This window comes from Streptomyces sp. NPDC000941, assembly GCF_053599555.1.
In genome coordinates this window covers 41243-56132 of the sequence record NZ_JBSFMM010000052.1, presented here as the reverse complement: position 1 = coordinate 56132, position 14890 = coordinate 41243, and the positions used below count along the sequence as shown (strand labels likewise).

Genomic DNA, 14890 nt, shown 5'->3' with positions numbered 1-14890 from the left:
CCGCCTCGCGGTCTTCCGCTGGGCGACCCGCTACAACATCCGCCGACGGCACTCCCGCCTCGGCCAGATCAGCCCGATCACCTACGAACAGCGATCAACTAATAAGCTGGCCACCGCCGCATGACAACCGGTGTCCACAATCATGGGGAAGCCCCCTACATCTTCCACGGCACCGTCACTGTCGCTTCGATCCGACTCTGGCTCCGCCCACGACCTCCGCCGGATCTAGTCGCCGGTCGTGCCGTCGAGCATCTCGCGCAGGATGTCCAGGTGGCCGTTGTGGCGGGCCGTCTCCTCGGTGAGGTGGAGGAGGATCCAGCGCAGGTCGACGTGGAGGCCGTTGCGCACGGCTCGCTGGGCCTGCTTGTCCAGGCCGTTCCCGGCGACCAGTTCGCGGTAGTGGGTGCTCTGTTCGGCGTATTCGTCGAGCAACTGCGTGAGCGGGAAGTCGACGGCGATACGCATCTCGCGGTCGGGGTCCTCTTCGGTCCAGGGGCCCCGGTCCTCCTCGCCGAGGAAGACCACTTGGAACCAGTAGTACTCGACCCAGCGGAGGTGGTTGATCACTCCGCTCATGGTCATCAGCGGTGAGCCCGGCAGGAGCGCCTTGCGTGCGTTCTCCGCAGCGACGCCATCGCACTTGGCGCGGGCGGTGTCACGTGCGTAGTCGAGAAATGTGGTGAGCTGGGTGCGTTCGTCCCACGCGGGCGGCGTGTCGTCGATTCTGGTCATCGCGCGAAGCGTCCCCGATCACCGCGACCGATGTCGAGGCATTTATCGACGGACCCAACCTGCTCCATCCAGCTCCTTGTCCGGCGGGTCGCTACAGCGATTCAGCGCCGGTGGGCCGCCCGGCATGATCCGCCGGACAGGCCCTAGCGAGGAAGAGAGGCGAACCACAGGTGGTCCGCGGGTCCGTACCCTACTCGCCCTTGTAGTTGGCGTCGTAGCACGGCGTTTTCATGGCGCAGGACGAGAAGTTCGGCCTCCTTCGAGGTGTCCCGCCGTAGAAGCACCGTCGGGACGGCGAGAAGGCGTCGAGTCACCTGGTACAGAAGCGACACGATCATCTCACCATGGTCGCAGCTCTCTGCACGCCGGGTGGGGCGCTTGACCAGCAGCGATGAATAGCGGAGCCCCACAGGCATCGGCTGGCGGTAAGGCGCCGAGTGATGGAGCCCGTCAGCCAACGCTCCGCGCAGTGCCTGTCAAGGTTCGCCGAGATCCAGGCTCGAAGCCGCACTCGGATCTGCAGGTGTGTGCGGGGCCGCGACTCAGCGAGAATCTGCGTCGGGTGCGCTTGTGGGAGCACTGCGTTGACACTTGACGACTGCCGTCTACGGGCTCGTAAGGAGCTTGACAGCGGGCCAGATCTGCAGGAGTATTAAAATGGAGCATAAGAGGAGAATTGCCGCGCGGCTGGGGGTCAAGGGGTCGCAGGTTCAAATCCTGTCGTCCCGACCAGCGTCGTCGCAGGTCGGAGGCCGTTTCCGCGGGTAGCGGAAGCGGCCTTAACCGTTTCCGGGCGGGGAGCAATGGGGAGCCCTCTGGGAGCCCTCGTGCTCCCAACTCGCAGACGTGTCAACGGTGCCCGATTCGTCCGTCACCCGATCCGGTAGACCTACAGCGCCGTACCGCGCCCTCACGCGCCGTCGTCAACCATAGGCCCCCGACGTCACCCCACCGATTCGGATGCCCTCTGCATCGAGAGGCATAAGGACCCCTTGTTGGCGCTCGAGCACCTTTCACGGTGGGAGCACGATCTCGTGCTCCCACCGTGAAAGGGGTAGGGCGCACCGCTGCTGATCTCTCCTGGCAGGTTTCCGCAGGCAGTCCGTTCGTGGGGCTTTCGGCCGCGGTGGACGACCTGCGTCAAGGGGCGGCAAAGCCCCTTGTCGTCCGCCGGCAGATAGGGCACTCCCAGGGTGTGAGTGCTGTATCCGGTTCTGGAGCGCCGTAACGAGACAGCCGTGCTGGGCCTTGTCGGAATAAATAGTGTGCCAAGCGGGTGAAAGTGATGGCACCGATGAGTGCAAGTGCTGGGTCAGTGGTCAGGGGAGACCGCATACCGGCACTGTTGCGTTATCGGGGCGTGGGTGTCTGACGGCGCGTCGGGGCCTGGTGGGCCTGGATGCCGGCCCGCGCTCAGGCCGCGGTGGGCCGACCGGCGACGCCAGTGACCTACTCTCGGATGGCGAAGCGGATGCTCATCTCGGCCCGGTATTCGGGGCGGTTATGAGATGGTGGGGGCCGGAAATGGGGTGAGATGCCGCCAAGGTGGACAGGAACCGGTGGGCCCCGCCCACGGAGCGGAAGCCTTGCATTGCGCGTTCGCGCTGCCTCGTCGGCTGACGGCTGCTCTCCGCCCGGTTGTTCAGGTGGTTCGACTGCCGTGCTCCATGGAGGGTATGACCTCGTGGTGAGCGGCGCCGTGGGAGCGGAGCTTGTCCGTGACGACCACCCGCGGCACCGCACCGGTCCTCTTGAGGAGCCTGCGGAAGAAACGCCTGGCCGCGGCCTTGTTCCGCCGGTCCTGTACCCGGCGTACAGGCCGACTCGTCCGCCATTACGGCCCTGACCTGGGAAAATCCCCTGGCCAGGGCCGTTGCGTGCCCCGACGGACTTCCTTCGCCTACCTGCAGTTTCCCGTGTGTTCCCGCGTGAATGTGCACCGGCTGTGCACGCGGTTGTGCGTTCCCCTGCCAGGGTCGGCAGGGGATCGCATCGGCTGACGACGCTGCGGACCACCCCCGCGTTGGCGGGGAGCACTCAGCAGCTTCAACATCAAGTCCGCCAACTGACGGACCTCCCCCGCGTTGGCGGGGAGCACCAGGTCACACGCGCCGACGGCGGCAGCTACACCGGACCACCCCCGCGTTGGCGGGGAGCACCTATACGACCAGCGCACCCGCAAGCTGCTCAGCGGACCACCCCCGCGTTGGCGGGGAGCACAGCGAGATCCACCCGGTGTCCTCGCGCCACACCGGACCACCCCCGCGTTGGCGGGGAGCACGACGGCGGCGGCTGCGCGCTTCTCGGGTTTCGGCGGACCACCCCCGCGTTGGCGGGGAGCACGAGGCGGCAAACCGCTTCCGCCTCCGGGGCCCCGGACCACCCCCGCGTTGGCGGGGAGCACTGGATGGTGGCGCTCCCGCTGTTGTGGGTGGGCGGACCACCCCCGCGTTGGCGGGGAGCACGTCAGGGCCTTGTCGTCGGGCGACCGGATGAACGGACCACCCCCGGGTTGGCGGGGAGCACGGGATGATGCCGTTGTCGTACTGGGTGATGTCCGGACCACCCCCGCGTTGGCGGGGAGCACTGCCGCACCTCGATCTCAGGGAGGTCCCACACCGGACCACCCCCGCGTTGGCGGGGAGCACCACTTCCGCGGCGCGGGCAGCCTCCGGTTCGCCGGACCACCCCCGCGTTGGCGGGGAGCACCCACAGCATCAAGCCGCCACCGCCGTACAGGACGGACCACCCCCGCGTTGGCGGGGAGCACGACGGGGCCGAGCACGTCGTCAGCGCAGCGTTCGGACCACCCCCGCGTTGGCGGGGAGCACACGAGCCGGTTGAGGTTCTGCGTCCGGTACTGCGGACCACCCCCGCGTTGGCGGGGAGCACACGGACGGCTCCCGACCGAATATCAGGGTGGACGGACCACCCCCGCGTTGGCGGGGAGCACCGGTACCTAGCCCTACGGGCGTCACCACGGCGCGGACCACCCCCGCGTTGGCGGGGAGCACTGGGACGCTCGGCGTCGTCGTGCCGCCCTTGCCGGACCACCCCCGCGTTGGCGGGGAGCACAACCCGGGTCGGCACCACTCGATCCACGACCACGGACCACCCCCGCGTTGGCGGGGAGCACCCGATCAGCAGGAGGACGCTGTCACACAGTTCCGGACCACCCCCGCGTTGGCGGGGAGCACGCCTCGGGGGTCTTGCTTATGTCCTCGACAAGCGGACCACCCCCGCGTTGGCGGGGAGCACGGGTGAAGGGGGCGTGTGTAATTGGTGGCCAACGGACCACCCCCGCGTTGGCGGGGAGCACGCTTCAACTTTCCTCCGGAACCCGCTGAAGAGCGGACCACCCCCGCGTTGGCGGGGAGCACACCCTCCGGTAGGTGACATGGAGGTCTGGATTCGGACCACCCCCGCGTTGGCGGGGAGCACTGTATCTACCGCGGTTCCCCCGTCCCGCTCGTCGGACCACCCCCGCGTTGGCGGGGAGCACGGCCGAATCTTGATCTTGAACCGCGGGGGTCCCGGACCACCCCCGCGTTGGCGGGGAGCACAAGTACCAAGGTATCTCCGATACGTGATCTTGCGGACCACCCCCGCGTTGGCGGGGAGCACTTGGGGCGCTTGCCGGGGATGTGCACGATCGGCGGACCACCCCCGCGTTGGCGGGGAGCACACTTTGTGACCTGCAGCTTAGCGATGCCTTTGCTATCCCTTTACGCTTTGTGATTTGGTCATGCCTTCCCCTGCTTGGGTGTGTGGGGCCGGGGGAGTCGGCCGTTGTTGGGCTGTGAAGCGAACCAGGGTGAGGCCGTCGAAGTCCATCGGTGTACGGCGGCGTGTTCCTGCTGTGCGCAGGGAGAAGCCTTGTTCGTTGGCGGCGGGGTGGATGAGTACGGCTGCGCCGTCGCCGACGACTTGTGCTGCTGCGTTCCAGAGTTCGTCTCGTACCCGTGCGGAGACGGTTCCGACGAAGATGCCGGAGGTGACCTCGATGGTCCAGCGGCTCAGGGCGCCTCTGAGGTGATCGGGAACTGCTGTTGTTGCCAGCACCACCATGGATGCCACGTTAGAGGTCCTTCCCGGGGCCATGGCCATGGCCGTAATTGGTCCCTGCCGGGAGTGGGCCGGCCTTGGGATCCCAGAGGTGCACCATCTCGACGTCTTGCCGGTCGGGTGGGGGCTCCTGGTCGGTTTCGGGGGCGAGGAGCCACTGGAGGTCGTTGATGATCCGGGGCAGCAGCCGGTATAGCCGGAATCCGTCGCGGAGTTTGCGGCGGACATCGCGTTCTGGGTCTGTTGACTGGTGGAGGGAGAAGGCCAGGGGCACGGTGGTATCGGCTTTGTACAGGTCGGCGATGTCGTAGACGAAGGCGTGCTGTGTGCCGGAGTGGACGAAGCCGAGGGCGGGGGAGCAGCCCATGGCGAGGAGTGCGGCGTGCACGATGCCGTACAGGCAGGTGTTGGCTGCGGAGAGGGCGAGGTTGACGGGGTCCTGGGTGTGCCACTGGTCGGGGTGGTAGTTGCGGCGGAAGCGGCCGATACCGTGTTGTTGGGCCAGCAGGCGGTACAGGGATTTCATGCGCTGGCCTTCCATGCCGCGCAGTTGGGCGAGGGTGGTGCCGTCGGGGACATCGTCGTCGAAGCGGCGCTCGTACATGCGGATGGCGATGTCGAGCCGGGTGTCCTCAGTGGCCCAGGCGCGTGCCTGGCGTTCTACCCAGGTCGTGGTGAGGGAGTCGGGCAGGATGCCGGCGTAGGCGCGGACGCCGCCGGATCCGGTGCAGATGACGCTGGTGCCGTGGCGGGCGAGGGTTGTCAGGGCCCGGGCGGTGATGGAGGTGCCCGGGCCGAGGAGCAGGCAGGACAGGGAAGCGGTGGGTATGTAGACCAGATCGGTGCCGTTTTTGGTGTCGATCTGGGCGCAGACGCCGGTGTCGTCCTGGACGACGCGCACGATGTCCAGGTAGAGGAAAGACAGGGAGTCGGCCACTCGGGGGAGCATCGCGAGGGTTGGTGCGGCGAGGCGGGCCCGGGCGTCCTGGCTGGGTGGTGTGCTCAATCGGTACCTGCCGGGGCGAGGCTGAGCAGCCCGGCGCCGTATGGTTTGCCGCGGCCGATGCCGGTGATGACCGCGTCGGTGAGGGCGTGGGGGTCGGTTATGGTGGCGATGCCGTCGTACCGGATGAGCTGGTGTCGCATGGTGTGCTTCTTTTCGGTTTTGCCGGTGCGGCCTTTTGCGGATCCCAGGGGTGTGGGGAGCAGGGTGTGTACGTTCAGGCCGGCGGTTGCGGCGCGGCGTGTCCACCATTGGTCGGCCTCGGCTCCGCTGAGGGGGAGGATCCGGCCCCGTTTGTTGCGTTTGTCCTCGGAGTCCGTGGGCGGGGTGTCGGTCTTTTCCAGGGGGAGCCGTTCGCGTTTGGCGGGGTTGGCGGCGATGCGATAGCGGACCGGCAGGCCGGCTTTGAGTGCTTTGAACATGGGGGCGAGGTCCTTGACTTCGCCGTTTCCGTATCCGGTGGGCAGTCCGGCCAAGTCGATGGGACAGGCTGCCTGGACCAGCAGGGTGCTGCCGTGTTGGTCTTCCTCCAGGCGGAACAGCAGGCCAGCTTGTTTGCGCGCTGCTTCGCCGAGTCCGTCGGGTACCAGGTTCATCAGTGTGCGGTGGAGTTCTGCTACATCTCGCAGATCCCGCTGGACGTTGCGGCTGAATGGGTTGAGCCGGATGCGGGCGAGGTAGGCGGTCATGATGCGGCAGCCCCCAGCGCGTAGGAGATCAGCCTGTCGCTGAGGTTTTCGTTGGGGGCGACCAGGAGCGAGGTCGGCACTGGCACCTCGGTTTTGTACAGGCGTCGTGTTCCGTAGCGGCGTGCGTGCGGTGCGAAGCTCTCCGGGACGTCGGCGACCTCCAGAACCGTGGTGGCGCCCACGACCTCAGTGTCGTGCTGTACCGACTCCCAGGGGTGTTCGTGGAGGAAGTCCACCAAGGTGGTGCCGGCGGGGGCGCGGTCGGCTGGGTTGGTCCCGGGTGGTTCCTCGGTCGGGGTGAGCGGCACTTTGGTCTTCAGTTCTTTCACGGGGTCGGTGACGTGGGTGCGTAGGAGCAGGGGTTCGTCGGGCACGCAGGAGCGGCGGCCGAGGTAAGGGGCCCAGTGGGGGCGTTCCAGTGCGTCGGCGATGCATGTGATGTCGGAGTCGGGTCCGGTCACAGCGACGACGAACACCGCGTCCGCGAGGTAGTGGCGGCGGGAGATCACGGCGGCTCCTTTGCGTTTGCCGCCGCTGGTGGCCACGGTCTGCTCCGGGCTGAGGCCGCCGCCCACGGTGTGGTAGTCGACGAGCCGGCGCCCGGGGCGGTCGACGCGGATGGTGAACTCCAGGTCGGCGTAGTGTCCTGGATTCGCCGTGCGGTCGCGACCTTGCGCGGCGGCGAACATGCCGCACAGCGCCGAGCGGGTGGGGAACGTGGCGCTGTCCCGTACGTTGAATGCCGAGCGTTCACCCCAGGATTGCAGGGGGCCGGCCAGCCGGAGTAGGAGACCGCTCCTCACCGCTGTTCCTCTTGGTCGTCGGGGAGGGCGGCGACGGCGGCGTCGATGAGGCCGGGGAAGGAGACGTAGCGGTCGCCGAGACCGTCGATACCTGTGTCGTCGATGCCTGCGTGCCCGTGGAAGGTGAGGCCGCGGCTGGCGGTGAGGCGCTCGACCTGCTGCGCGTAGGCGGCGAGAGCTTGCCGTGAGGGGGTGGAGTAGCCGCCGTTGCGGTCCGCGGCGACGGGGGTTTCGAAGGCGGCGGCGAAGGAGACCGGCCGCCGTGCTCGTACGGCCAGATAGGCCAGGTCGGGGATGGTGTGCGGGGCGGTACTGGTCTTCTTTGCCTGGGGCAGGGACATCAGGAACTGGTCGGCGAAGGCGCCGATGAGCACGTGGGCCAGTTTGCGGTCGTGGTCGAGATTGCGCAGCAGGTCATCGAGGTTGACCGAGGCATAACGGTAGAAGACGCCGGTGCTGAATTCCGCAGTGCTCAGGTGTCCGCTGCCGCTTTCCGTCTCGCCCGCTTGACCGAGCCAGTCATCCACTGCCGTGAAATAGTCCCGCTGGGGCTCACTGGCGTGGGTGGTCATGGCGTGGGCGACCTGGGCGGCACCGTCTACATTCGCGCCGGGCAGTTCGGCCAGCATGCGACCGAAAAGGCTGATGGATGCGGTGCGGCTCTTCAGGATGGCGACGATCTTGTCCGCGGGCAGGATCTGCCCTGCCTTGTCTTTCTTCGGGGCGGCCTTCTCCAGGTCCGCACGGTGCTCCTGGCACAGGGTGGTCAGTTCGGTGATGGCGGACTCGGGCAGAAAAAGGAGGACGGAGGTGTGGCCCTCCTTTTCTGTTTTCAGTCCCTTGCCGACAGCCGAGGCGGTCTGTGTCCAAGCGAACTCGGCGAGGTCTTCTGGCCAGCCGGACTGTCGCAGTGCGGCTTTGAGCTTGAGCGGAAGCAGGCGAGTGCGGGCAGCGTACTCGCCCAGTTCCTGTTCCACGCCATGGCGGATGACCCGCTTCCAGGACTGGCTGGAGACTCGGATACGGTTCGCCCGGCCGTACCGGACGGTTTTGGGCGAGCCGAGGTCGTCACGGTTCAGGTTGGCCGCGGGGATGCTCTGCACCGCGTGCAGGTCCAGATAGAGGCTCATGAAAGGAATCCTTACTGTGCGGAAAGGTGTGCAGCGGTGACTGCTCGTTACGCGTGACGGGCGTGCGGGGCGTCGTTCTTTTCGCTGGTGTGGAGAGTGCGGTAGTAGCCGTCCAACCAGCGGGTGGCGATGTGGTCGCGGTCGTGGTTCCACCACTCCAGGTCCTGCAGCAGCACGGCCCAGTCCACTGTGGCTCCGGAGTTCAGCAGGAGCCGGACCAGGGACGGCAGCCGGGGCAGGAAGGCGTCTGTGCTCTGCCGGGTGAGCAGATGGAGCTCTCCCTCGGCCGAGTCGGGTTTCAGCCCCTGTCGGCGGACCGCCTCCGCCAGGCTGACACCGAGATTGGAGCGCGGCCTTGTGCCTGCGGCACCCGCGTTGTCCTGCCGGTCCTCGCCCGATGAACGACGCTGTTGTTCACTGTCCTGTTCGCGGTCGGCTGCTGCCTGGGCGTCGGCGTCGCGGGTTCTGCGGGGCCGGGCGGCAATGAGCGAAGCCACGGTGTACCGGGCTTGGCGGGCGTCGGGGTGCATGGTTTCGGAGGTGAATCGCACCAGGTAGTGGTGCATGCGGTTGCACCGGATGTACGGCAGGCCCAGGCCGCTGCGGAGGTCGGCCTGGACGCGTTTGTCCTCGCACAGGTCCGTTATGTTCGCCGCGAACTGCCGGTACCGCTGACGCCGTTCTGCGGCACTGGCCTGACTCGGCGTGGGATCGGCGCTGGTGGTCATCGGGCGGGGCTCACTCCTCGATCAGGTAACGGCTGGGGGTTTGCGGGGACTGCTTTCCGCAGGACTGCTCGGGCATGGTTGAACGCCTTCGCCGCCCGGATATCGTTGCGAGCCAGGCCCATGGCATGTGTGAGGCTTTCCTCAGCAGCCTTGAGGAAGGCGGGGTGCGGGGCCACCTCCACGTCCGGTGTGACCATCTGCCAGAAAATCTGTTCTGCGGCGGACCAGTAGGCCGCGATGGCCGGCGGCGTCCAGGGGCCAGGATTCTTCATGTCGGTCTTCCCACCGCCGGACTCGGTCCAGGCCAGCTTCGCGGCGTACTCCAACGCGCGGCCGAGATCCTCGGCCGCCTGATGGCACACATGAATACGCATGGCCATGCGGCTGTCCTGCTCTTCGAGATACCGCAGAACAGGCGGGGTGGTGGCGGCATACCACCCGAAATCCTTCTGCTGGCCGTCCTGATCGAAACCGTAGGCCCGAACCCGCAGGGATTCCCGCAGCTTGGGAGCGAGCATGGCCAGATCCGAGAAGACCGCAGGGCGTTGGCCGTCTGCGCCCTGCTTGAGCAACAGGGCGTCGACATCCCGCCACACCGCTCGGTCCTGGCTGGCAGGCCGCGGGTAGAAGTCGCCCTGTTTGTTCTGCTGCTGCACGACATAGGGGTCGAATGCCTTGTACGGGGGCTGGTGAGTGGACCAGGTGATATAGGCATCGGTGACCTGGCGGCCGTCAGAGCTCGGGACCAAAAGGATGGCGTGCCGCGCGCGCCCGGTCAGCAGCCGACCCGGCCAGGTGAGCGGCGAGGGCCTGCCCAGCGGATCCGGAAGCTCGTCACCCTCCCAGGGACACACGTCTTCTGCGTCCAGGTCCTCACTGCCCTGCCAACGGGGGATGCCAAGGATGAGCGTGGTGAAGAGGTTCGGGCCCCAAGGGTGGAAGGAGACGGTCTTACGGAGGGGGCCGGCGTCTCCGTTGCCGGGCTTGGTACTGGTGATGCGACGCGGGGTGCACTGCCCGGCGGGGCCGTAGTACAGCTGTGCGATCAGGTGCCAGGCCGCCTCCGCAGCAGGTATCGGGACAGGAGCGGTGTCGGTGAAGTGCCCGAACAGCACAGCACCGTTCACACCGGTTGGGCGCCCCATGACCAGCTTGTTCACCCCCGAGGGGTTCGGTTTCCCCTTTGGGGTGGTGCACTCGTTGACCAGGCGCGGGTCCTGGAGAAAGGGGCGTTCCGAGCCGAACAGATCGAAGCGGTCCGAGTACGCCCCCAGGTACTCCTCCACCGCGCCGCGGTCGAAACCACCCTGGCCGAGCAGCCCATCGCGTACCTCGAGCCACTCCACCCCACTCTCCGCAACATCCGGGTCCGCGAGCCGCTCCTCCTTCAGCGATCCGATACGGAAAGCCATCGCGGACAGAACTCGCAGCAACCCCGAGGCCGCCGGCGGAACAGGCAGCTCAAGGTCCACAATGCGGTGCGCCTCATGGAACAGCTCATGCAGTCCCACACGAGCCGGTTCCCCACCAACCCTGCGGATCGGAATCCATGGCTCTTCAAGCAGATCGAAACGCGCAGTCATACTTCCTTCTCACTGGAAGATCCCTCCCCTAACCCCGCACCCGAGCGGCAGGCCGGCACGTAAGCCGCCTGGTCCAGATCTATCCGATGGCACTGACACTGCCCCTCGGACTCCCCAATCAGCTGCGGGGACCTTGAGGGGTTGTCAGGTACGGAGGAGGCCAAGATCGGGGTCGAGGCGGAACTCACCACGCTCAAGCCGGACGCCGCGAACGCCCTCGGCATCGACGTCGTGACGCAGCAACACCAGGTCCGCGAGGAGAGGATGGTCGCCCCAAACTTCGGGGACATCCTGCTCGGCCTCCGTCTTCCCGATCCATGTCGAACGGACAGGGGTGGTGCGCCGCATGACCCGTCGAACCTCGGTTGCCGGGATCCGTTCACCAGGCTCTGGAACCGGCAGCGGATTTCCGCCCGCCTCGTCCAGCGTGAGCTGTCCCCCAGGCTGCCGGTAGACGCACAACACACGCAGCGAATCCGCGCCCAGGCGGGTCGTCGCTTCCCACTCGTCCTGTTCGAGCCGGTGCAACTCGTCCAAACCGACCACCTGGCGCACCCCAGGAATCACCACCGTACGGCCGACCGTCTCCAAGGCGAGATTCTTGCCCTGATAGGCGGACCAGATACTCGACCGCTCCGGGTCTTCCCAATCAAACCGGTCCGTGCGGTCGCCGTGGACCTCTTCGACCAGGTCCTGCACGTCCTCCGGGATTCGGACGGGTTTATCCCCCCGCCCCGCAAGCACTTCGGAGGTCTCCCGCAGCAAGAACTCGGGATACACCTCCCCCCAGTGGGCCGGGACCCCGCCGCCCTCGGATAACGGGTCCAGGACCACCAGACGCGGTCCCGCGGCCTTCGCCCATGCGGGCCGCTCCCGACCTCCCGGCCGCCCGTGCTCGGCCCACCACTTCTCGTGCCGCCAGCACCGCCCGGCCCGCTGCAGCAGCTGGGCGAGCGGAGCCAGATCGCTGATGACCACGTCGGCATCCAGGTCCAGCGACTGCTCCACCACCTGAGTCGCCACGACAATGCGCCGGTGCGGCCGGTCCCCTGTCCGCCCCAGCTGTTCGGCAATCGCCTCCGCACGCCGCTCCCGGTCCTCACCGGGCATGCGCGCGTGGAGGAGCATGAGCTCTGAGGCAGACAGACCACGCGCGACCAAGTGCGTCTGAAGCTCCTTGTACGTCTGCTGGGCGTCGTCGACCGTCGTGCACACCACCACGGCGCATCCTCCCTGCGGCCCCAGCGCAGGCTCCAACTCCCGCTTCATCACCACCATTCGGCTGCCGCCCGGTTCATCACTGGGCCGCCCTGTGTGCCGCACCGCGTACTGCTGGACCTTCAGCAAGCTGTTGCGCTCTCGAGCCTGCTTCCGCTGCATCGCTTTTGAAATGCTCACCTGAACAGGGCCGTTTTCGCCGAGGGCCGCCGGCACGAACAACCATCCCGGATACGGGGCACGGAACGACTGTCCACGCAGAGCACGACGGCTGTGCCCAGCGCCCTTGAGGTACTCCTTGATCAGCCGGTCACTGACCGAAACCGGCAACGTGGCCGACAACAGCACGACCGAACACCCGTAAGCGCCCAGCCAATGCAGCAGCCGCCCCAGCAGCACCTGCATGTACGGGTCATAGGCATGAGCCTCATCGATAATCACCGTCTTGCCCGACAGGCCAAGCAGCCGCAGAGCGTTGTGCTTGACCGGGAGAACGGCCATCAGCGCCTGGTCGATGGTGCCCACAGCGAACTGCGCCAGCAAAGGACGCTTCCCACCCCGCAGCCAGCGCTTCGGCACAAGCCCGGCACCATCCCGATCGCCAGCAGCCTGTGCCTGGTCCTCGCACGACAGCACCTCGGCACCGGCGTCCGCATCGACCGCACCGTAGGCGCTACTCAGCCACGCCATGCTGTGCGTCAAGGAAACCGACGCGCCCTCTGACACGCCCCGCGCAAGCTGCCGGGCCACGAAACCCGACACCCGCGCGTACATCCGGTCACTGGTCGCCATGGTGGGCAACAGAAACGCGATCCCCTGACTCCCGCTCGCACCGGAGAGAATCCGCTCGGCCTCCAGCGCCGTCTCCGTCTTACCGTCCCCGGTCGCCGCCGTCACCAGGACAATCCCCGGCCCGTGAACCGCGACAGCACCAGGCAGCTGTTCCATCAAAGACTGCTGGAGGGGATTGGGGCGCGCGAAACCGTGAACATCGGCGAACTCCTTACGCACCAATGTCACCGGCGCAATCCCAGCCTCAGCCACAACCCCGGGCGCCGCCGCACGCGCCAGACCTAAATGCTCCTCCAACGACACAGCAGGGCTGGCCAGACGCTCACGCAGATAGCTTTCCTGGCTCATCAACCAATCAGCCAGAATCACCAACCCTGTCACCAGCACCGCACAGGCCACAGAGCACTCAGAAGGCGCCACAGGAGCGCCCAACAGCGCATGGACGGCCTTCGCATAACGACTGCGCTGCTCATCCCACGCCGCGCCACCCAGCAGCTCCCGAAAGTGCGGGTTGAGAACACGATCCTGCTCCAACGCATGGAACCGACCGTGATGCCCTCCCACGACCTCGGCAGCCCGCCAGAGTGCGCAAGACTGTCCCGAATCCTCGTAGCCGAGGTCCTGAAGAAGCCCCGGAACACACTCCATCCCCGCTTGAGCATGCCCCACCCGCTCCGCTCCTGCCACACCCTGATCCCCAGCGAGGACCGCGCTCAGACGCTCCCAGCCCGCCCGGTCTGACGCCTGAAAACCAACAGAGAGCTTGCCAATGTCATGCAGCGCAGCCCAAAACGCCACCACCACCCGGGCCTGATCCCACGCCTGACCTAGCCCGAGACCGGCCGCAACGGTGCGGCGCTGGCCGTCCGTGAGGTAGACGTCCCACAGCGTCTCCGCCATGGCTGCTGTATCCAGAAGATGCAACACGAGGTCGTACGGCTCCCTGAGCCCACGCGACTTCCCCCACGGACTCGTGTCCAGCTCCCTCATAGCTGCTCGCATCGTCCACCCCCTGTCTGTTGCTCCGGAGACGATGCGGCATCAAAGCACAGAGGACTGACAATCGGACCGCAAACCGCTCAGACCCCTTGCCGTGCGCGTGTAATGTGCGCCCATGCGCCCCACCCGAGTGACGACAAAGGAATGGCAAAGACCCTCTTAACGTGCAGGTCAGAAAGTGTGCTCCCCGCCGACGCGGGGGTGGACCGGTCGCTCAGGGGCCACCAGCGGGCGGTGCGGGGTGCTCCCCGCCGACGCGGGGGTGGACCGGTCGCTGTACGGAAGTCCGTACACCCCTGACTGTGCTCCCCGCCGACGCGGGGGTGGACCGCCACACGGCCAACCGCGAATCCCCGCCCGCCGGTGCTCCCCGCCGACGCGGGGGTGGACCGGCAGCTTCGGCGCGCTCCCGCTCCACCTGCTCGTGCTCCCCGCCGACGCGGGGGTGGACCGTTCCCCCGCCGACGACTTGTAGTTCCCCCGCCGTGCTCCCCGCCGACGCGGGGGTGGACCGCACACCGCCCTGCCCGCTACCGGCCCGGACGCGTGCTCCCCGCCGACGCGGGGGTGGACCGGCCCGGAGAGACCCCCTCTCTGGGCCTTCCTGGTGCTCCCCGCCGACGCGGGGGTGGACCGATGCGGTAGTGCTCCGGATCATCGATGTCCGGGTGCTCCCCGCCGACGCGGGGGTGGACCGCAGCATGACCAGCCCCAGTCAGACATGGACCAGTGCTCCCCGCCGACGCGGGGGTGGACCGGTTCAGCACGTGGGCGGGCACGCCCGGCAGGAGTGCTCCCCGCCGACGCGGGGGTGGACCGGTGCTCAACCGCACGTCGAAGATCGACGCCTGGTGCTCCCCGCCGACGCGGGGGTGGACCGCTGGAGGAGTGGGTCGCCGTGCTCACTCCGCAGTGCTCCCCGCCGACGCGGGGGTGGACCGCAGACCTACACCCTCAACGCGGGGTCGATCTCGTGCTCCCCGCCGACGCGGGGGTGGACCGCGAGGTGATGTCACGGGGCCGGTGTACGTCACGTGCTCCCCGCCGACGCGGGGGTGGACCGATCCTCGGGCGCACCCGTCGCATCCAGCGATGGTGCTCCCCGCCGACGCGGGGGTGGACCGTGCTCGGCTCGGTAGACCACACCT

Annotated in this window: 9 protein-coding genes, 3 pseudogenes and 2 CRISPR repeat arrays (1 of these 14 only partly in view); of the genes and pseudogenes, 1 reads left to right on the top strand and 11 read right to left on the bottom strand. The window is 67.5% G+C overall.

Annotated elements, in window-relative coordinates; translation table 11 throughout:
* Window positions 1–124: pseudogene (locus ACWDSL_RS18965) on the top strand (IS3-like element IS1206 family transposase); the annotation flags it as partial.
* 101 nt (window positions 125–225) lie between these two features.
* Here ACWDSL_RS18965 and ACWDSL_RS18960 read toward each other — a convergent pair.
* From ACWDSL_RS18960 to ACWDSL_RS18910, 11 genes and pseudogenes are all read right to left on the bottom strand, one after another.
* Complete coding sequence (locus ACWDSL_RS18960; RefSeq protein ID WP_450486742.1) at window positions 226–732, bottom strand: DinB family protein; 507 nt, start codon at window positions 730–732, stop codon at window positions 226–228.
* A gap of 152 nt (window positions 733–884) precedes the next feature.
* Window positions 885–1070, bottom strand: a pseudogene (locus ACWDSL_RS18955) (integrase core domain-containing protein); the annotation flags it as partial.
* A gap of 1111 nt (window positions 1071–2181) precedes the next feature.
* Window positions 2182–2539: pseudogene (locus ACWDSL_RS18950) on the bottom strand (DDE-type integrase/transposase/recombinase); the annotation flags it as partial.
* Window positions 2540–2740: 201 nt separating this feature from the next.
* Window positions 2741–4417: direct repeats of the CRISPR family, unit length 29 nt; unit sequence CGGACCACCCCCGCGTTGGCGGGGAGCAC.
* 32 nt (window positions 4418–4449) lie between these two features.
* A complete protein-coding gene (gene cas2e / locus ACWDSL_RS18945) occupies window positions 4450–4809 on the bottom strand; it encodes a type I-E CRISPR-associated endoribonuclease Cas2e (RefSeq protein ID WP_450486740.1) in 360 nt (119 codons plus the stop codon).
* Between the two features lies 1 nt (window position 4810).
* Complete coding sequence (gene cas1e, locus ACWDSL_RS18940; protein ID WP_450486744.1) at window positions 4811–5746, bottom strand: type I-E CRISPR-associated endonuclease Cas1e; 936 nt, start codon at window positions 5744–5746, stop codon at window positions 4811–4813.
* Window positions 5747–5799: 53 nt separating this feature from the next.
* Entirely contained in the window at window positions 5800–6489 is a 690-nt protein-coding gene (gene cas6e / locus ACWDSL_RS18935) for a type I-E CRISPR-associated protein Cas6/Cse3/CasE (RefSeq protein ID WP_450486738.1), read from the bottom strand.
* Window positions 6486–7292: a type I-E CRISPR-associated protein Cas5/CasD gene (gene cas5e, locus ACWDSL_RS18930; protein ID WP_450486737.1), complete on the bottom strand. Its 807-nt coding sequence runs from the start codon at window positions 7290–7292 to the stop codon at window positions 6486–6488. Before cas5e ends, cas6e begins: the two co-directional genes overlap by 4 nt.
* Window positions 7289–8422 carry a type I-E CRISPR-associated protein Cas7/Cse4/CasC gene (gene cas7e, locus ACWDSL_RS18925; RefSeq protein ID WP_450486735.1) on the bottom strand — a complete coding sequence of 378 codons (1134 nt, stop codon included), beginning with the start codon at window positions 8420–8422 and terminating at the stop codon, window positions 7289–7291. The genes cas5e and cas7e overlap by 4 nt, the downstream gene beginning before the upstream one ends.
* A 47-nt stretch (window positions 8423–8469) precedes the next feature.
* A complete protein-coding gene (gene casB / locus ACWDSL_RS18920; protein WP_450486733.1) occupies window positions 8470–9150 on the bottom strand; it encodes a type I-E CRISPR-associated protein Cse2/CasB in 681 nt (226 codons plus the stop codon).
* The gene (gene casA / locus ACWDSL_RS18915; RefSeq protein WP_450486729.1) at window positions 9147–10733 is read right to left on the bottom strand and encodes a type I-E CRISPR-associated protein Cse1/CasA; all 1587 of its coding nucleotides are present in this window, start codon (window positions 10731–10733) and stop codon (window positions 9147–9149) included. Before casA ends, casB begins: the two co-directional genes overlap by 4 nt.
* 144 nt (window positions 10734–10877) lie before the next feature.
* A complete protein-coding gene (locus ACWDSL_RS18910; protein WP_450486727.1) occupies window positions 10878–13733 on the bottom strand; it encodes a CRISPR-associated endonuclease Cas3'' in 2856 nt (951 codons plus the stop codon).
* Window positions 13734–13922: 189 nt separating this feature from the next.
* Window positions 13923–14890: direct repeats of the CRISPR family, unit length 29 nt; unit sequence GTGCTCCCCGCCGACGCGGGGGTGGACCG; it runs 1746 nt beyond the window's last position.

Bases quoted from the DNA above. Each gene is read 5' to 3' on its own strand.
- casB (WP_450486733.1), bottom strand. From the start codon at position 9,150: ATGACCACCAGCGCCGATCCCACGCCGAGTCAGGCCAGTGCCGCAGAA.
- cas1e (WP_450486744.1), bottom strand. From the start codon at position 5,746: ATGCTCCCCCGAGTGGCCGACTCCCTGTCTTTCCTCTACCTGGACATC.
- casA (WP_450486729.1), bottom strand. From the start codon at position 10,733: ATGACTGCGCGTTTCGATCTGCTTGAAGAGCCATGGATTCCGATCCGC.
- cas7e (WP_450486735.1), bottom strand. From the start codon at position 8,422: ATGAGCCTCTATCTGGACCTGCACGCGGTGCAGAGCATCCCCGCGGCC.
- ACWDSL_RS18910 (WP_450486727.1), bottom strand. From the start codon at position 13,733: ATGAGGGAGCTGGACACGAGTCCGTGGGGGAAGTCGCGTGGGCTCAGG.
- cas6e (WP_450486738.1), bottom strand. From the start codon at position 6,489: ATGACCGCCTACCTCGCCCGCATCCGGCTCAACCCATTCAGCCGCAAC.
- ACWDSL_RS18960 (WP_450486742.1), bottom strand. From the start codon at position 732: ATGACCAGAATCGACGACACGCCGCCCGCGTGGGACGAACGCACCCAG.